This is a genomic window from Stenotrophomonas sp. GL_111, from assembly GCF_057835245.1.
This window is the reverse complement of record NZ_CM174421.1, coordinates 2,528,588-2,546,994: the sequence shown is the minus strand read 5'-3', so window position 1 is coordinate 2,546,994 and position 18,407 is coordinate 2,528,588. Positions and strand designations below refer to the sequence as shown.

The 18,407-nt window shown below is 60.7% G+C and carries 18 protein-coding genes; all 18 read left to right on the top strand.

Features of this window, described 5'->3' with window-relative positions; translation table 11 throughout:
- Nucleotides 1-372: 372 nt before the first annotated feature.
- The 18 genes from AC3IPM_RS11415 to AC3IPM_RS11330 all read left to right on the top strand — a co-directional run bounded on the left by AC3IPM_RS11415 (nt 373) and on the right by AC3IPM_RS11330 (nt 18,401).
- Complete coding sequence (locus AC3IPM_RS11415; RefSeq protein WP_489299958.1) at nt 373-813, top strand: hypothetical protein; 441 nt, start codon at nt 373-375, stop codon at nt 811-813.
- An 88-nt stretch (nt 814-901) separates the two neighbouring features.
- A complete protein-coding gene (locus AC3IPM_RS11410) occupies nt 902-1,981 on the top strand; it encodes a VirB8 family type IV secretion system protein (RefSeq protein ID WP_489299957.1) in 1,080 nt (359 codons plus the stop codon).
- Nucleotides 1,978-2,757 carry a TrbG/VirB9 family P-type conjugative transfer protein gene (locus AC3IPM_RS11405; protein ID WP_489299956.1) on the top strand — a complete coding sequence of 260 codons (780 nt, stop codon included), beginning with the start codon at nt 1,978-1,980 and terminating at the stop codon, nt 2,755-2,757. The genes AC3IPM_RS11410 and AC3IPM_RS11405 overlap by 4 nt, the downstream gene beginning before the upstream one ends.
- A complete protein-coding gene (locus AC3IPM_RS11400; RefSeq protein WP_489299955.1) occupies nt 2,754-4,007 on the top strand; it encodes a TrbI/VirB10 family protein in 1,254 nt (417 codons plus the stop codon). The genes AC3IPM_RS11405 and AC3IPM_RS11400 overlap by 4 nt, the downstream gene beginning before the upstream one ends.
- A gap of 16 nt (nt 4,008-4,023) precedes the next feature.
- Complete coding sequence (virB11, locus tag AC3IPM_RS11395; RefSeq protein ID WP_489299954.1) at nt 4,024-5,067, top strand: P-type DNA transfer ATPase VirB11; 1,044 nt, start codon at nt 4,024-4,026, stop codon at nt 5,065-5,067.
- Nucleotides 5,068-5,126: 59 nt separating this feature from the next.
- Nucleotides 5,127-6,107 (top strand): lytic transglycosylase domain-containing protein, encoded by a 981-nt coding sequence (locus AC3IPM_RS11390; RefSeq protein WP_489299953.1) that lies wholly within the window; start codon nt 5,127-5,129, stop codon nt 6,105-6,107.
- A gap of 73 nt (nt 6,108-6,180) precedes the next feature.
- Entirely contained in the window at nt 6,181-6,588 is a 408-nt protein-coding gene (locus AC3IPM_RS11385) for a TrbC/VirB2 family protein (RefSeq protein ID WP_489299952.1), read from the top strand.
- Nucleotides 6,581-6,889 carry a VirB3 family type IV secretion system protein gene (locus AC3IPM_RS11380; RefSeq protein WP_489299951.1) on the top strand — a complete coding sequence of 103 codons (309 nt, stop codon included), beginning with the start codon at nt 6,581-6,583 and terminating at the stop codon, nt 6,887-6,889. Before AC3IPM_RS11385 ends, AC3IPM_RS11380 begins: the two co-directional genes overlap by 8 nt.
- Before the next feature lie 81 nt (nt 6,890-6,970).
- Nucleotides 6,971-9,418, top strand: a complete 2,448-nt coding sequence (locus AC3IPM_RS11375; RefSeq protein WP_489299950.1) for a VirB4 family type IV secretion/conjugal transfer ATPase — start codon at nt 6,971-6,973, stop codon at nt 9,416-9,418.
- Nucleotides 9,415-10,263: a hypothetical protein gene (locus AC3IPM_RS11370; RefSeq protein ID WP_489299949.1), complete on the top strand. Its 849-nt coding sequence runs from the start codon at nt 9,415-9,417 to the stop codon at nt 10,261-10,263. The genes AC3IPM_RS11375 and AC3IPM_RS11370 overlap by 4 nt, the downstream gene beginning before the upstream one ends.
- A gap of 59 nt (nt 10,264-10,322) precedes the next feature.
- Entirely contained in the window at nt 10,323-11,456 is a 1,134-nt protein-coding gene (locus AC3IPM_RS11365; RefSeq protein WP_489299948.1) for a TrbL/VirB6 family protein, read from the top strand.
- A gap of 14 nt (nt 11,457-11,470) precedes the next feature.
- Nucleotides 11,471-11,998 (top strand): DUF4189 domain-containing protein, encoded by a 528-nt coding sequence (locus AC3IPM_RS11360; protein ID WP_489299947.1) that lies wholly within the window; start codon nt 11,471-11,473, stop codon nt 11,996-11,998.
- Between the two features lie 308 nt (nt 11,999-12,306).
- The gene (locus AC3IPM_RS11355) at nt 12,307-12,960 is read left to right on the top strand and encodes a hypothetical protein (protein WP_489299946.1); all 654 of its coding nucleotides are present in this window, start codon (nt 12,307-12,309) and stop codon (nt 12,958-12,960) included.
- Nucleotides 12,960-14,282, top strand: coding sequence for an XVIPCD domain-containing protein (locus tag AC3IPM_RS11350; protein ID WP_489299945.1), 1,323 nt, complete (start codon nt 12,960-12,962; stop codon nt 14,280-14,282). Before AC3IPM_RS11355 ends, AC3IPM_RS11350 begins: the two co-directional genes overlap by 1 nt.
- A gap of 40 nt (nt 14,283-14,322) precedes the next feature.
- Nucleotides 14,323-14,934 carry a DUF4189 domain-containing protein gene (locus tag AC3IPM_RS11345; protein WP_489299944.1) on the top strand — a complete coding sequence of 204 codons (612 nt, stop codon included), beginning with the start codon at nt 14,323-14,325 and terminating at the stop codon, nt 14,932-14,934.
- A 184-nt stretch (nt 14,935-15,118) separates the two neighbouring features.
- A complete protein-coding gene (locus tag AC3IPM_RS11340) occupies nt 15,119-15,793 on the top strand; it encodes a hypothetical protein (protein ID WP_489299943.1) in 675 nt (224 codons plus the stop codon).
- Nucleotides 15,794-15,859: 66 nt separating this feature from the next.
- Nucleotides 15,860-16,387: a DUF4189 domain-containing protein gene (locus AC3IPM_RS11335; RefSeq protein WP_489299942.1), complete on the top strand. Its 528-nt coding sequence runs from the start codon at nt 15,860-15,862 to the stop codon at nt 16,385-16,387.
- 262 nt (nt 16,388-16,649) lie between these two features.
- Nucleotides 16,650-18,401, top strand: coding sequence for a hypothetical protein (locus AC3IPM_RS11330; protein ID WP_489299941.1), 1,752 nt, complete (start codon nt 16,650-16,652; stop codon nt 18,399-18,401).
- Nucleotides 18,402-18,407: the final 6 nt, after the last annotated feature.

Below are 18,407 nucleotides of genomic sequence, written 5' to 3'. Positions count from 1 at the left end.
TTGACACTGAATTGACGTGTAGGTGTGGCATCGTATTTGTGATGGCCGTTCTATGCGGTGTGAAATTGTTGTTTGAGTACGGTGCTGGATGCACGGCACTGCAGTAGTTGCCAAGAGGGACATGGATGGCTTTTCTCGAGTTGGAACCGTGAGGCGACGGGGCCGGACAGCATGTCCGGGACGCCTTCACGAAAGTACTGGCAGCCATTGGCTGCAGGGGCGGGGCGGGGGCCCGGTCGCATCACTCCAGGGTGTTGCACGGCTGCATCTGCAAACCACATCTGCCTGTCGGGCGTTATTCCGCTCGGCACGATGAATTGCCGCCGAAAATTCGAGTAAAGCCGCTTTTCCGTACGCCATAGGGAAGTTCGTATGAAGCAAGCGTTTCTGTCAAAAGCACTGATCACCGCTGCCGCCACATTGATGTTGGCCGGCTGCGCCACCAAACCGGCTCCGGACATCGGCGGCCGCTGGAAACCGGTCAACCGCTTCGCCAGTACCACCATGGAAATCCCGCTGTACACCAGCTACGTGTACCAGGCGACGCCCATGGACGGCACCCTCAAGACCATGCTCGAGCGCTGGGCGAAGGACTCCGGGATGACCCTGGACTACCGCCTCAGCTCGGACTACACGCTCTATGGCGCGGTGTCTTCGATCGGAACCACCAATCCTCAGCAAGCCATGATCGACGTGACCAGCGCCTATGCGGGCCAGGGCGTTTCAGTGTCCATCGTGGGCAACCAGATCGTGGTGCAGAGTGCGTCGCCGAGCGTTTCGGCGACCGGTGCCGGTGCGTCCAGCGGAAGCTGAGATCGGCCGGGATCAGTAAACGTGACACCCCTCGCGCGCGGCGCCGGGGTGCCGCGCCCATTGACGTTCCAGCAGTACGGATGAATCCATGTTCCGAAAAAAGGAAACAGGCAGCAGCCAGAAGGTCGACCAGGCCGTCGCGAAAGCGGTGAGCTATGAGTTGACCGTGGCCGACATGGCACGGCGCAGCGAGCGCCGCGCGTGGTGGGTGGCCACTGCATCGCTGGTGATGTCATTGGCGCTGGCCGGCGGTTACTACTACATGCTGCCGTTGAAGGAGAAGGTGCCGTTCTTGGTGATGGCCGATGCGTATACGGGTACCGCCACCGTGGCGCGCCTGAGCGGGAATTTCGAGGGTCAGTCGGTCACCGCCAGCGATGCCATCAATAGAAGCAACGTGGCGCAGTACGTGATGGCCCGCGAGTCTTATGATTTCGCGGTGATGGGTTTGCGGGATTGGCAGCTGGTGTTTGTCATGTCCGATGACCGGGTCAGCAGCTCCCTGAAGGCGCGTTACGCCAACAACAACCCGCAGAGTCCATTCATCCTCTACGGCAAGGAACGGGCGATTCGGGTCAAGATCCTCAGCATCACTCCGCTGGAAGCACAAGCCACCGGCGGCTTCCGCGGCGCCTCGGTACGTATCCAGCGCAGCATTTATGACAAGACGAAAGCTACCACCAACTATCTGGACAACCAGTTGGTGACCATGCGCTTCCGTTATGTACCGAACCTGGCCCTGAACGAGCAGGAGCGCATCCTGAATCCGCTGAGCTTCCAGGTGTTCGAGTATCGCGTCGACAATGACTACTCACGGGGCGTGCCGGGACCGGACCAGGCGGCGCTTCAGCAGCAGGCCGACCAAGCCCAGCTGGCCGCCCAGCATGGCGTTTACGATCCGAGCAATCCAGCGGCGGCGAGCATGGTGATAGACCCGGTGACGGGACAGCCAGTTGCCGTACCGGCGGAAGGCGTCCCGGCGCAGCCTTACCCGGGCCAGCAGATGCCCGGCGCACCAGTGCCCGGCCAGCAGGTCCCGGGGCAACCCGTTCAAGGCCAGGGTCTCCCTGGTCAGGCAATGCCGGGGCAAGCCATGCCCGGACAGCCGGCAATGAGGCCGGCGCAGAACAATTCCACCGGAAATGCTGATGGAGCAAGCAACCGATGAGTAGTCGAAAAGTCAGGGGAAGCGCATTGGCGTTGCTGTCGATGCTGTCTTTGGTGGTCTCTTCCGCCGCGTTCGCGCAGGCGGTGGATCACTATGAATATGAGAAGGACCGCATCTATCCGGTGCGTACGGGGCTGGGCTTGACCACCCAGATCGAGTTGAGTCCGGACGAGAAAATTCTCGATTACAGCACCGGCTTCAGCAGTGGCTGGGAATTGACGCGCCGCGAGAACGTGTTCTACATCAAGCCCAAGAACGTCGATGTGGACACCAACATGATGGTGCGCACCGAGACCCATTCCTACATCTTCGAGCTGAAGGTGGTGGCCACCGATTGGCGTCAGCTTGAGCAGGCGCGTCGGGCGGGCGTGCAGTACAAGGTTGCGTTCACCTACCCGGCCGATACCGAATTCGGTGTCGCCCAGGAGGCGGTGCAGGAAGAGGCCAAGCCGCTGTTGAGCAGCGAGCTTTCCAAGGACCGTCAGTACAATTTCGACTATTCCTACTCGACCAGCCGCGCCAAGAAGATGGGGTGGCTGATTCCAGTCAATGCATACGATGACGGTCGATTCACCTATCTGCGTCTGCCCACTTCACCGGAGTTCAAGACCGGCATCTTCCCCGCGGTTTTCGGAAGGGATACCGAATACGGTGAGGACTTCGTGGTCAATACGACCGTGGAAGGAAACAGCCTGATCGTCCACGGGACCTACCCGTACCTGGTCATCCGCCATGGCGATTTCGTCGTTGGCCTGCGAAGGAACGTCAAGAAATGAGCCAGAACAACACTCCCGGAAACGATCCGATCGACGGACGCGACGAGAGCCAGGGCCGTTACGGCGCAGGCAACGGTGCGCCCGATTCGCCTTCCAATCCGTATTTCGGACAAGCCCAGGCTGAACCGGCTCCCGATCTGGATGCCAGCGCCCCGACCCTGCGGTCGGCGGAGGAGCAGCGCTTGAATCGTAAGGCGCTGGTCTTCATGGGCGGCATTCTGCTGTTGCTGCTTGGCGTCGGCTATATGGTTTTCCACAAGTCGCGTGACGAGGAAGGCCCCGCGGCCGTGCGTGAAACCGCGCGTTCGGCGACCCCGGACCTGCCGAACTTTGGCCCGGCCGCACAGCCCCAGGTGCAGGCACAGCCCGATCCAATTCCGATGTTGCCGGCGCTGCCGCAGGACCAGTCCACTCAGTTGGTGCCAATAGCCCAACCGGAGCCGATGATGCCGCGCGGTCCGACCCTGCTGGATCGTCGCATCGCCGGTTCAGAAGACGCGGCATCGGCAGCGGGTAACCGTGCGGGGCCGCAGCGCAGTGCACTTGACGAAGCAACGCGGCAGGCATTGCTCTCCAACATGCCGGGCATGCAGCCCGCTGGTGCAGGCAAGACCCGGCGTGGCCCGGATGTCGATGACGTATCGAGTGCGTCCTTCATTCGTAGCCCTGATGCGCTTCTGGTTCGCGGTACGTATCTGCGCTGTGTGCTGGAAACCCGAATCATCACGGACTATGCCGGCTACACCTCCTGCCTGCTGACCGAGCCGGTGTACTCGATCAACGGTCGCAATCTGTTGTTGCCGAAGGGCTCCAAGATTTACGGAAGTTACGGTGGTCGCCCGACCGGCAAGCGCATTGAAGTGATCTGGGATCGCATCACCACGCCCAATGGTCTGGATGTGGCCATGTCCAGTCCGGGTATCGACGGTTTGGGCAGTGCCGGCCACCCCGGGCAGTACAGCGCGCACTGGGGCAGTCGTATCGCATCGGCGTTGATGATCAGTCTGATCGCAGATGCCTTCAAATATGCCGCCGCCGAAAATGGTCCAGAAACCACCACCGTGACGGGGAGCGGCCTGGCTGTGCAGTCCCCCTATGAAAGCGCCACCGCACGCACCATGGAGCGACTGGCCGGAGAAGCGCTCAGCGAGCGCTCACCGCCTACCGTCACGATCAACCAGGGCAGCGTATTGAATGTCTATGTCGCCAAGGATGTCGACTTCTCCGATGTGCTTGGACAGCGCCGTTGATCGAGTGAATTGAATCATGGACGCCGAAGTGGCCCCTCTAGCGCTAGTTTCCAGCGATTTCCTGCACTATCAGTATCAAGTGCTGGGAATCGATGAATACATGACCTCGCCGGACGTGACGGAAATCTGTATCAACCGTCCCGGCGAGCTGTACCTGGAAACCCGGGCGGGGTGGCAGCGGGTGGACGTGCCTGGCCTGACGTTCGAGCGGGCCAGGCAGTTCTGCACGGCCGTGGTAAATGAAAGCAACACCGGGCAGCGCATCACCGATGCGGACCCGGTGGTATCGCTGACATTTCCCACCGGACAGCGCGCACAGTTCGTGATCCCCCCCGCCTGCGATGCGGGCAAGGTGTCAATCACCATCCGCCTGCCGTCCAAGCACACTAAGACGCTCCACCAGTATCACGAGGATGGCTTCTTCAACCAGATCCTGGAGCAGGACGGCAGCATCAGCGAACAGGATCGCGAGTTGCTGGAACTGCGCAGTTCACGTGAGTACGCCGAGTTCTTCCGGCGCGCGGTGAAGTACCGCAAGAACATCGTGGTTTCCGGTGCCACCGGCAGCGGCAAAACGACGTTCATGAAGGCACTGGTCAATCACATTCCGGATGAGGAGCGACTCGTCACCATCGAAGATGCGCGGGAGCTGTTCATCACCCAGCCCAACGTGGTGCACCTGCTGTATTCCAAGGGCGGGCAGAGCACCAGCAATGTGACTGCCAAGACCTGCATGGAGGCCTGCCTGCGCATGAAACCTGAGCGCATCATCCTGGCAGAGCTTCGCGGTGACGAAGCGTTCTACTTCATCCGCAACTGCGCCTCTGGCCATCCAGGTTCGATCACCAGCTGCCATGCCGGCAGCCCGGAACAGACCTGGGACCAGCTGGCGTTGATGGTCAAGGCGTCTACCGAAGGGTCGGGACTGGAGTTCGCGGTGATCAAGCGCCTGTTGATGATGACCATCGATATCGTGGTCCACATCAAGGCACACGCCGGTTCGCGCTACATCACCGGTATCGATTTCAATCCCGGCCGTGCGCAGGGACAGGAGGGCTGAATGATCGCCATCACTGCAACCGGACGCACCTGCGTCCACGCCAAGGCAAGGAGCCGCTGATGCTGCCCGGAATCGAAATGATGGCATGCCCGGAAATGGCGGTGTCCATGGACGTGATGAAGCACGTCATCAACGTCGAATCCTCGCGCAACCCCTACGCCATTGGCGTGGTCGGAGGTGCTCTGGTCCGTCAGCCCAAGCAGCTGGACGAGGCGTTGTCGACTGTGCGCATGCTGGAGGAGAAGGGATACAACTTCTCCATCGGGCTTGCCCAGGTGAATCGCTACAACCTGGCCAAATATGGCCTGGATTCGTATGAGAAGGCCTTCCAGCAATGTCCGAACCTGGTTGCGGGCTCGCGCATTCTTGCCGAGTGCTACAAGCGGTCGGGCAAGGATTGGGGTAAGTCGTTCAGTTGCTACTACTCGGGCAACTTCGTCACCGGCTTCCGGCACGGCTATGTGCAGAAAATCTACGATTCGATCTCACGTGGTCAGCAGGTTGCGGCGCTCGGCGCGGTTGCTCCGATCGATGTGGTGAGCCGTGGCAGCCGTCGCGCGGTCAAGGTGGAACATCATCCCGGGCCGGCCTCGCCGGCGCAGGCGCGCATCGTCGCTCAGGCCAACGGGCCGCTGTATTCGCCTCAACCGCCGGAAGATCCTGCGCGCGCCTATGTGGTCTATCCCTCCACCAGTGCCATGGCGCGCGGCGCCCTGGTCAATCTCGCCGATCAGGCGCTCTCGCGCGTGGTTCTGGGCGCTGTGGATCGGGCAGGTCAGCAAGCACAGCCGGGCGCGGCCGCGTCCCCTTATGCGGAGTATCCGCAAGAGGTGCAGGATGCGCTGATGCAGGCCCAGGCCGGTGCGCCATCGGCACAGCAGGCGCAGGGAAATCCAGCTGTCGATCAGCCGAACCAGCCGGTGATGCTGCGGCCATGGAATGAGCGGAACACGCCGGTTGCCGTGCCGGGCCAGAATGGCCAGGCACAGAGGCAGCCGGTTCAACAGATTCCCGCAGGGGATGCGGCCTTCGTTTTCTAGCGAAGTCGTGGCGTGGCCAGGCCCTCGACTGGTCAGTTTGGTTATTTACGTCTATCAATAAGGAAATCCACCCATGAAGCGATCCACTCTCGATCTCGTCCACGCCCAGCGCATGCTCAAGTCCATGCTCATGGCTGTCCTGTTTGCCGGCGCAGTGTTCGCACAGGAAGCCTTTGCGGCTGGCGGCTTCGGCGGCACCGATACCAAGGTCTGCGGCTTCTTCACCAACATCAACGGCCTGCTCAATATTGCCTCGATCGCCGTCGTCACCATTGCGGTGATCTTCGCGGGTTACCAGATCGCGTTCGCGCACAAGCGCATCGGCGATGTCGCTCCGATCCTGATCGGTGGCCTGCTGATCGGTGCTGCAGGTCAGATCGCCAAGATGCTGCTGGGCGACAGCTCGACCAGCAACTGCTCCAGCACTGGCACTGGTACCGGCATGCTGCTGGAACAGGTGCTGCTGTACTACAGTGCATAAGAACGTCGTTTTCCGGGGTTGCACACGCCCAGCGATGTTTCTGGGCGTGCCCTACCTGCCGTTCTTTTTCGTGATTGGCGGGCTGTTCCTGCTGAGCGTCTACACGAATTTCTGGTATCTGCTGTCGATTCCCGTGGCGATCTTCATCATGCGGAACATGGCCAAGCGCGATGAAATGATCTTCCGGCTGCTCGGCCTGCGTCTCCAGTTCAAGTTCAGGGCGCGCAACGTGCAGGACCACGATGGCATGTGGGTATTCAGCCCCAATCACTACCGCACCAAACCGGCACCCAAGGATTGAGGCGCCGGATCATCCCGGGCAGGCAGCTGCCCGCCCGGGTTGTCCTGGAAGAATCGCAGCACCCTCTACGGAAGCAGTCTCATGTTCAGCCCTGACACCTCCATCGCAGAGTTCATCCCGCTGTCCTCGCACGTCTCCGCGAATGTCGTGAAGACTACGGGCGGTGATTACCTGTTGACCTGGCACCTCGAGGGCTTGCCCTTTGTCGGGCGCGAGGAGTGGGAGCTGGAGCACAAGCACAATACGTTCAATCGTCTGCTGCAGACCCTGCGCGCGCCGGATTTCGTCAACGTCGCCTTCTGGACGCACGACATTCGCCGCCGCCGCACGCTGAAGGGCAGAAGCACCTTCCGGCAGAAGTTCAACCAGGACGTGTCTGACCAGTACATGGGCATGCTCTCCTCGCAGCGGATCATGCAGAACGAGCTGTACCTGACCATGATCTACCGGCCGGTGGTGTCTGGTAAGCGCTTCGTCGAGAAGTCGGCCAATGTGCCCAAGCTACAGGCCGAGCAGGACCAGGCCGTCGACAAGCTGCTGGAGCTGGCTGGCAACGTGGAGGCGGTCATCCGCGACTACGCGCCGTACCGCCTTGGCATGTATGAAGCAAAGAACGGCATCGTGTTCTCCGAGACGCTGGAGTTCTTTGGTTACCTGATCAACCGCATCGATGAGCCGGTTCCCGTGCTCTCGGCGCCCATCAAGGATTACCTGCCGGTCAGCCGGCACATGTTCTCGGCCAAGACCGGCGATTTCGTGATCGCCACGCCGAACGGCGTCAATCATTTCGGTGCCATCCTCAACATCAAGGAATATGCCGAGGGCACCTATCCCGGCATCCTCAATGGGATGAAGTACCTGGATTTCGAGTACGTCGTGACCCATTCGTTCAGCCCCATGGGGCGGCAGGATGCGCTCAAGGTGCTGGACCGTACCAAGGGCATGATGATCTCCTCCGGTGACAAGGCGGTCAGCCAGATCATCGAGCTGGATCAGGCGATGGACCAGCTGTCCTCGGGCAACTTCGTGCTGGGTGAGTACCATTACACCATCGCCGTGTACGGCGACAGCCAGGCCAAGCTGTCGCAGAACGTTGCCGCCACACGCGCCGAGCTCTCCAATGCCGGGTTCATTTCGGTCAAGGAAGATCTGGCGGTGACGTCGTCGTTCTACGCGCAGATTCCTGGCAACTGGCGCTACCGGACGCGCCTGGCCAACCTGAGTTCGCTGAACTTTCTTGGTTTGTCGCCGCTGCACAACTTCGCCACGGGAAAGCAGCACAACAACCCGTGGGGCGACTGCGTGACCACGCTGCAGACCACCAACGGCCAGCCTTACTATTTCAACTTCCATGCCACTCACCCCTCCGAGAACTCCCTGGGTGAAAAGGCGATCGCCAACACCATGGTGATCGGCAAGTCCGGTACCGGTAAGACCGCCCTGATCAACTTCCTGCTCAGCCAGGTGCAGAAGTATGAGCCGTCGCCGACGATCTTCTTCTTCGACAAGGACCGCGGCGCGGAGATCTTCGTACGCGCCTGCGGGGGCAACTATCTGGCGCTGGAGAATGGTGCCGCAACCGGCTTCAATCCTTTCCAGTGTGACCGTAATGAAGGCAACGTCCAGTTCCTGGCTGACCTGATCAAGGTGCTTGCCGGCAAGCGCGAGTACAGTTCCCGTGAGGAGGAGGACATCTTCCGCGGGGTGGAGAACATGCTCGATACGCCGATGCACCTGCGCAGCATGACCAATTTCCAGAAGAGTCTGCCCAACATGGGCGATGACGGGCTCTATGCGCGCATGCGGCGCTGGACATCCGGCAACTCGCTGGGCTGGGTGTTCGACAACCCGGTCGATACCATCGACCTGAGCAAGGCGAACATCATCGGATTCGACTACACCGACATCATCGACAACCCCGAAGTGCGTGTGCCGGTGATCAACTATCTGCTGCACAAGCTCGAGTCGCTGATCGACGGGCGCCCGCTGATCTACGTGATGGACGAGTTCTGGAAGATCCTGGACGGCGAGGGCGGCCTGAAGGAATTCGCCAAGAACAAGCAGAAGACCATTCGAAAGCAGAACGGCATGGGCATCTTCGCCACGCAGAGCCCGGAGGATGCGCTGAAGAGCGATATCTCGGCCGCGTTGATCGAACAGACGGCGACCCTGATCCTGCTGCCCAACCCGAATGCCAGCAAGAGCGACTACATGGATGGCCTGAAGCTGACCGAGGCCGAGTTCCGCGTGGTGACCGCACTGGACGAGCGTTCGCGTTGCTTCCTGGTCAAGCAGGGCCACGCATCGAGTGTCTGCCAACTTAATCTGCGCGGTATGGATGACATCCTATCGGTGATATCGGCCTCCACCGACAATATCGAGATCATGCATCGCGTGCTCTCTGATGCTGCCCAGCGCGAGAAAGTGGTCGAATCCGAGCTGACTCCGGAACAATGGTTGAGTGATTTCTACCGCAAGCGAAAGGGCTCCGGTAAATCTGCATCCAACAATCAGGAGGCCATGGCATGAAGATCATCGTGAACTCGCCGGCACATCGCCAGTTAAATCTGATGGAGAAGAACATGGATACCGTCAACCGCTTCAAGGGCACTCCCAACAGCATCTCCCGTTTCCGCACCGCCGCCCTCGCGCTTTCATGCGCAGTGCTGCTGGCTGCGCCGGTGCAGGCCTACACCTTGCCGGTAGTCGAGATCGGTATGAACCTCTTCAATGGAACGATGACGGAGGTCAATACTCTGGCTACGCAAGGTGAGGCGTTGCTGGAGTATGGTGCCCAGGCACAGCGCTTTATCGATACGACTCAGAATTGGGCCCAGAAGCTGGCGCAGTTCAATCAGATCATTGCTTCGCCGATCATGCCAACGGGCGTTACGTTGAAAAAGGTCGACGCAGACTGGAACGTGGCTGCGCGATGCGGCGCCGGGTCGATCATGAGCCTGTCTGGCTTGTTGACTGCGTTGAACATGAGCCCAGGCGGTGACATCGCTGCACAGCAGCGCAACATCTGCGCTGCCATTCAGATGCTCGAGAACCGCAAGTACAATGAAACTGTCGATGTTGTTCAGAAGACAATGCCCGATATGCGGAAGGTTCTTGATCAGATCAAGAACATTCGTCTGTTGACGAGCAAGGAGGGTGGGATGACCGAGGCCATGTCAAATGCCGCTGTCTCCAATGCCTACATGCAGACGGACTTCACCACGTGGGACAAGCAGATTGAGATGTACGACAAGCAGATCGGCGCGCTGACCAAGCAGCAGCAGATGCTGACCCAGCGTGCCCTCAAAGGGGCGCAGAGTCCATTGGGTACGATTGTGAAGACAGCAACGCTCAAGGCAGCGTTGTCGCTTTAGCACGGTATCCGATCGGGACGGATCCCCCTTAATTATCAGGTGATGTTATGAGTCTAGGGATGGTGGACGGCATGTTCGGGCAGGGGGTGCTGCATTTCTTGCAGAACCTGCACGTGCAATCGTCGGTTGGCGACTTCGTGTTCTTCCGATTGATCCTCGATTACCTGCATAAGGAAATCGCGGACTTTGGCGTTGAGCTGCTTGGGAGAATGATGAAGTGGGTCGGCGCGATCGCCTTGACCCTGATGACGCTGTGGGTTCTCGTGCAGGGGTTCCGCATCGTTACCGGGCGTAGCCGCGACTCACTGATGGTGCTGGTCACCAACATGGCGAAAGCAGCGTTGATCGTGTCCGTTGCAACCAGCATGGCGATGTTTGGCCGTGACTTGCACGACTTCCTCAATACCGACGTCAAGAACGAGATCACCCATGTCATCACAGGCAAGAAGGAGTCGCCGGAAGAGCTGATCGACAAGAACCTGGGCTACATGCAGTTGGCGTTGTCGTCGGTGGATGCGCTGGATGTGATGGGCGATGTCACCCTGGACAGTGCGAAGACCCGCGCCATGTGGTTCATTGGTATGGGCACCGGTGGGCCGGCTGTTACCGCCGGTTCCATGCTTCTGCTCTATGAGGTCGCTCTCGCGCTGTTTATCGGCCTTGGCCCGTTGTTCATCTTGTGTCTGCTATTTGAACAGACAAAGCAACTCTTCCAGAAGTGGCTGATGTACGGGATAGGCACAATGTTCTCGATGGGCGTCTTGGCGGCAATGACCGCCATTGCCATGGACATGGTTGCCCGCGTCGCCGGTGCGTTCTGGGGGAGCACTCTGCTGGGTACTCTGATGGGAGAGAACTTTACTGAAGGCATGTCCAGCATTGCCATGCAGCAGGGCGGCATGGGCCTGATTCTGACCACGCTGATCCTGACCTCGCCGCCGATGGCAGCAATGTTCTTCCAGGGCACGCTGGGCAGCTTCATGGCTTACTCGCAGATCGGGGGCGCCGCCGGTGCCCAGCCGGGTCCGCAGGGACAGCCGCCGGGTGCGGCGGGCTCATATACGCCGCCGAGACCCACTGCTGAAGCACCGGTGAGCCATGCGAGTGAGTCGCATGCGATGCCTCGAATCAACTCAGGTGAACGAATGCCAGAATCGAGAGGTCAACGTGGTAACGCCAATTCGAGCGAGTAAATGGAGGGATGCCAATGAATCTGTGGGTCAATAGATGGATCATCCTGCTCCTTGCTCTGTTGGCGAATTCCGCATTCGCCGAAGGGAACTGCCCTCCTGGCTACTACCCGATTGGTGGCCAAGGGGTTCAAGGTTGCGCGCCTATTGGTGGGGCATCGGCGAGTTCGGCCGAGAGCATGCCTGCTCCCGCTCCACGCCCAACCGGCGAATGGATTAAGACCTGGGGGGCTTTGGCAAAGTCTTCAGGTTCCGATCTTGTTGGCGCGTCCAACGGCGAGCTTTCTCGGAAAGAGGCAGAGAAACTCGCAGTTCGACGCTGCGCTGCAGAAGGTGCGAAGGATTGCAGCGTCTCTTTTACATACATGAACCAGTGTATGGCCTATGCGGTGCCTGATTCGGGAAAAGGGCTGGCAATGTTGTCACGGGGGCCGACCAAGCAGGCGGCGCATGATGAGGCGGTGAAGTATTGTCAAGATTCGAAGGGTGGTCATTGCGCGATCGCATATTCAGCATGCGCGGAGCCATACTTTAGGTCATTCTGAAGGTCATTATGGCAACAATGAAATTGTGCGATTGGGATTCAAGGTGCGCGCATAAACTGAAGTTCGGTGCAATCGATGTTGGGTTGCGACTGTAGTTCTGGTGTGGCGACGCAGAAGATCCGCCATTTGGTTCTTAGTCAAGCAACGCGGGCGACGACATGAACGTCGCACCGGTGACATTGGTGGTCTTGGATCGGCTGCACTCCTGCTCACAACGAACCACTCCATCGTACTGTTGAGCTGCAGCCTCTGTGCGCAGCGTGTATCTCAGAGACGCCTTTGTATGCCAAGTGCCAAGGAAACCAAGCATGTGTCGCCTACTGAAACTATGCGCCCTCCTATTGTTGATGTCCGCCTGTAGTCGAACGGAGAACACCATGAGCCAGACCCTTGCCTCTGCAGAAGACGATGTCGCCAACGGTGGCCGCGGATTGGCCAAGCTCAATCCCAGTCCACGCAAGGCGGTTGAGGTCACGCTGAAGATCCACAATGCGCCGGGCCCCTTTGCGGTTGTCGAAGGTGGCGCGCAGTACGACGTGACCAACGAAGACCAGTGCGGTCACATCGAGCCCGCCACGGGTACTGGTAGTCGTATCACCAGCCAGGAAGCTGTGGTTCTGCGCAAGGTCTCCGACGACGAGTATCGCGGCACCGTCTACCTGGACCTGATGCAGGATGAGGACTACTACGGCCGCGGCGTGTGCCACTGGGAGCTCACCGGTGCAAGCGCAATGCTCAAGGCCACCGGTGCCGAGGGTGAGACGCGGTTCCTGTCGTTCATCAAGAGCGACAGCCTTCTTGAAGGCGGCGCGCTGACCCGCTATTACGCTGAGATGGACTACCCGCGCGCGGAGACGATGTCGGATTACCCCTCAAGCGGCAGGGAAGACCCCAACGAGTACCGTCCTGAGCTCAGGGACACGCTCTTCCATATCACCCTTGGTGCCAGCGAGGTGAAGTGATGGCCATCGGTAGCCAGGACTACGCAGCGGTTTCCAATGACGCCTACAAGGATCGTGCGGTGGGTCGACGCGCGCCTGGTGCAGAGGAACATGTAACCCTGAACGGGCATGAGTACAAAATACTTGAGCACGTCAACAACAAGCTTACGGGCTATCAAGGGACGGTGTACCAGCGTGTTGGTACCCGCGAAATTGTAGTCGGGCACAGAGGGACCGAGCAGATCGGGTTGGATGGCGTGGTGACAGATGGCGGAATGGTCACGACGCGTGCGAATCTGCAGGGGCGTGATGCCATCGAACTGACGCGACGCGCGGTCGATCTCGCCAAGGCTGAAGGGTTGAGGGATGGCAAGCATTGGGACGTGACCGTTACCGGCCACTCGCTGGGCGGTACGCTGGCCCAGATCTCGTCACATCACTTCAACCTCAAGGGCGAGACGTTCAATGCCTACGGCGCAGCCAGTCTCGGCTACCGTATCCCCGAAGGTGGCAACAACATGATCAACCACGTGATGGCCGCTGACCCGGTCAGCGCGGCGTCGCCTCACTTCGGCCAGGTTCGGATCTACGCCACCCAGAAGGAAATCAACACGCTGTCGGGCTGCGGGTTCAGCAACAGCAAGGGGAACTTCGTGATCCCCGACTATCCCGTCGCTGCCGCAGGGCTATCGTTGGGCTCACACAGTCTGGACAATTTCCTCGGCGCGAAGTCGGCCCTGCAGTCGCTGCAGGCACGCACGCTTGCCGACAAGAACCATCGCATGATCGACGAGTATCGCGACGACATCGGCGAACGCCGTTGGGGCATCACTGCCGGCGCGCGCGGCGTATCCGGTGGCGTGCGAGATGTGGTCGATGGAATCCGCGGGCCGCTCAAGCCCGGTGAACCGGCCAAGCATGAGGCCGAGCGCAAGGCTGACCGACGCACGAGCAGCCTGGATCACCCAGATCACGTCGGCAACCCGCTGTTCGAAGATGCACGGCGGGGGGTGCTTGCCCAAGATGCCAAGGCGGGCCGCACACCGGACCATCTCAGTGATCAACTGGCCGGCAGCCTTGCTGCAGAGATGCACGCCGCCGGCGGCAAGCGCATCGATTCGGTGCTGATGAGCAATGATGCGGCGCGTACATTCGCGGTGCAGGGCAAGGAGGCCGATCCGGCACAACTGCGTGTGTCTGTGGATACCATGACCGCCATGAATGCGCCATTGGAACAGAGTAGCCAGCGGGTGCAGGAGCAGGCCAGCGCACAGCGCTTGGCGTTGCAGCAGACCAACGAGCAGGAACAGGTGCAATCGTCGTCGCGGAGCATGCAGGCCTAGTCGATTGGCTCGCGGGCTGCTCCCGCCAAGCAGTGCAGCAATGGCGCATAGGATTGATCCCCGCTCCATCGAGAGTCCAACGCGGCAATTCGAATGCGGGCGAGTAGATAGGGAAGTTTCGATGAATTCGTGGATCAGTAGAGCAATCATCCTGCTCCTTTCCCTGATGACCAATTCCGCATTCGCGGAAGGGAACTGCCCGCCTGGGTACTACCCGATTGGTGGTCAGGGGGTTCAAGGATGCGCGCCCATACCCGGTGGAGGCGCAGATGGATCCTCTGTCGACTTGCCTACGCCTCCCCCTAGGCCCACGGGTGAATGGATAAAGACGTGGGGTGCGTTGGCCGGTGCCGTCAATGGTTCTGAGGGCGGAGCTGCGATTGGAGCGCGATCAGAGCGAGATGCTTCTCGGCAAGCGATAGATAATTGCCAAGCAAGTAGCGGCAAGACCTGCAAAATCGAGTTCACATACTTCAACCAATGTGTTGCAGCCGTGGTGTCGCCTTCTTCTGGCACAGGGACTCAGTACGCGGGTGGACCTTCCATTGACGGCGCTACGGCTACTGCAATGGCCCGGTGCAAAAGTCTGGGTGGTTCGCGTTGTTCTGCCATCTACACTGCCTGCTCTGATCCAGAGTTCCACAGGTACTAAGGCTGGTCTATAGCAGGCGTGTTGCCGTTCTGGCGCGATCGTGGCCAGTTGAAGTGTGCTCTGCTTGATCAGTACAAGCAGTTCTTCGATGAAATTATGTTCTGGCAATGGCTTGAACCAATCAAGCGGTAACTCGTGTAGTCAGGCAATGATCTATTGCCGTTGCATGACCTTGAGGATACGAATGTCAAAAGAAACGAATCTTCAGCGGATCTTGAAGCTAAGTGCCCTCCTGTTGCTGGTCTCCGCCTGCAGTCCGACGGAAAATGCCGTGAGCCAGGCCCTTTCCTCAGCAGAGCAGGATGTCGCCAAGGATGGTCGCGGCCTGGCCAAGCTCAACCCCAGCCCTCGCAAGGCGGTTGAGGTCACGCTGAAGATCCACGATGCGCCCGGCCCCTTTGCGGTGGTCGAAGGCGGCGCGCAGTACGACGTGACCAACGAAGAGCAGTGTGGTCATATCGAGCCCGCCACGGGCACTGGCAGTCGCATTACCAGCCAGGAAAAGGTAGTGCTGAGCAAGGTGTCCGACGCTGAGTTTCGCGGCACTGTCTATCTGGACCTGATGCATGATGAGGACTACTACGGCCGCGGCGTATGCCATTGGGAGTTCACCGGGGCGAGTACGATGCTCAAGGCGACCGGCGCCGAGGACGACACGCGGTTCCTGCTCTTCATGAAGGCCGAGAAGGTCCTCCAGGGTGAAACGCTCACCCGCTACTACGCGGAAATGGTCTACCCGCGCGCGGAGACGATGTCGAACTACCCCGCGAGCGGCAATGAAGATCCCAGCGAGTTCAATCCAACCCTCAGGGAAGCGTTGTTCTCGGTATCTCTTACAGCCAGTAAGGTGGCGAGGTGACGGTCGGCAGCCGGGACCATGCGGCCATCCAGAGGTGGCTGATGTCCGGCTGTAGGGGAAACTGAAATGCACTCAAGAGCAGCGTGGGTTCTACTCCTGGCAGTTGCGCTTTCTGGCTCAGGTTTTCATGCAAGGGCGGAAGGGAATTGTCCGCCCGGCTACCACCCGATTGGCGGGCAGGGGGTTCAGGGATGTGCCCCGATTTCATCCGGGACCGGAGCTTCCACGCCAGCAGCTCCCGTGCCCACGGGTGAGTGGATCAAGACGTGGGGCGCCATTGCGGTCTCGCCGGGAACCTCGGATGCGGGTGTCTCCACCGCGAAGCTGTCCAGACAGGAAGCGGAGCAAGAGGCGATAGGGAAGTGTGCGGGACGTGGCGCTCGAGATTGTGTCGTTGACCTTACCTATTTCAATCAGTGCGCATCTTGGGTGATTCCGAGTGGGCGTTCGGGCAAAGGGCAATCCGGGCTGGGGACGGGCCCTACGCTCAATGAAGCCAAGGGTGCCGCGCTCAAGTCCTGCAGAAATGATGAAGCTGGTGCCTGCGAGGAGTTCTATGCGGACTGCACAACCCCACACTTCAGGAAGTTCTGAGCTAGTGCGCGGCCTGATTCCGTGGGTAATGACAGGTACTACGTGGCACTGCAGCATCCGCGCCGATTCCATTCGCCTGCACACATTCATGCTGCACCGCGACGCCAGATATTTGCAGCAGCCCCTAAAGTTGTGATGGAATTCAAATAATCCGCGCCATTCGATGACGAGGAATTCACGTCTGGTGTAGGGTGACGCCGTCAGGAATCCGGCGGTAGGCCGGTCGATGGGGGTAGGGGACCAGCGGCGATGCTCGCGGCGGGTGCCTTCGTCGCAAGGTCGTTGCTGTATCCGTCTGTACGGTTACTCCACTTTCAAATTCAAGGACGAGATGATGCGAAATGCTCAGCTGTTTCCACGGCAGCGTGCCGCCCGCAAGGTGCTGGCAACGCCGATGTCGCTGCTGCTGGTGCTGCCATTGGCATTGACGGCATTTGCTGCGCTTGCGCAGACAGCCCCGCCGGTAGCACAGGACGAGCAGCCGGGGCCGGCGGTGTCCATCGACGAGACGGCGGGTTCGGATGAATCCTCTGCACAGACGCCGCGCGACAGCGCCGCTGCACCGGCCGAAGCGGCTGCCGATTCACCCTTGGTCGAAGCCTCTGCGGCAGTGGAAGCCGCCGCGGAAGGTGTTGCTGAAGCGGTGCCGCCCATGGCAGCGCCGCTTCCTGCGCCGGCCGCAGTAGCACCTTCGGCGGAGGCGGTGCCGGAGTCGATGCCCGCCGCAGACGCGGAGCCGGTTGCAGCACCTGTCGACGCGGCCTCCGAGCCTGCTTCCTCAGGTATCCAGCAGCCCGTGCCGGATGATGCGCCTGCCGCAACCTCCACAGTGGCGGATGTGGCAGTGCCGGTCTCCATGGCAGCGCCCGCCACCATCGCGGCATCCACGCCCATTGCTGATGAGATCGCTCCGATGGCTGCGTCGTCGTCCGTGCTGCCGGCGGCCGCGCCTGTCGAAGCAGGCGCAGCGCCGACAGTAGCGGAGACCAGGGTCGCAGAAGCAGAATCTCCGCTGGCGCAGACCGTCGCGCCGGCACCAGCGCCCACCTCGCCCGTCCCTGCGCCAGCACCCGATCCAGCGCCGGTGGCAGCATCAGTAGCGCCGACGTCGACACCTGCCATGCCAGCGCCGGTTCCAATGGCAGCGCCGGCAGCCCCCATCGCCCCCACGCTGGTCAACGACAACAACGCGATCGAGCGCCAGCTGGGCGCACGTTGCCCGAACGATCTGGCCGCGCGTCTGGCCACCCAGGGCGAACTGCTGATCGGTGCCTGCCAAGGTACGATGCCGGCGCATCTGGCGGCAGTGCTGGTGGCCATTCCCGAACAGCAGATTCATCTGCCGCGGGCGTGGCGGGAGCGTCAGGTGGCGCAACGCGCCTGGTTCAAGGCGGTGCCGGGGCAGGGCGCACGCCCGGACTTCCTGGCGCTGCAGGGCGATATCTGGGTGCGCTCGTTTGAAGGTGCCGACCCGTCCAGCACGGTGTATCTGGTTGCGGCGCCGTTCGAGTGTGTGGATGGCCGTCTGCGCGAAGGCGAAGTGACCGAGCCGGTCCGTCTGGCGGCGGGCAGTTGCCGCGAGGGGCTGGTGCAGGAGCGCGTCTATCGCGTGCGTGCCGGCGCTGCGCCGGTGGACATCACCGCCGAGGTGATGCCGATGCGTCCGCCGCTGGGCGAGGCCGAGAAGAAGCGCTATGACGCCCGCAATGGCCGGGTGAAGCTGGATCACAGCAAGCTGCAGTTCGGGCCGGCAATGCGCTGGTACGTGCAGTTCGAGCAGGCCACTGAGGGTGCCGAACCGCGCGGCTACGGTGATGGCGCGCGCGCGCACATGGCGTTCCTGGTCTGGAACGGCGAGCGTTTCGACACGCGTGAAAGCGTGCCGCGCAACCTGTGGCCGTGCGATCCGGTGGCGCCGGGCGACCGCGCCTGCGGTGCGTTCGCCGATGCCGGGCGCGATCCGTACGTGCGCGCCGATGCAGCCGCCGTGCAGAGTGTTGGTGCGACGCCCTGACCGGGC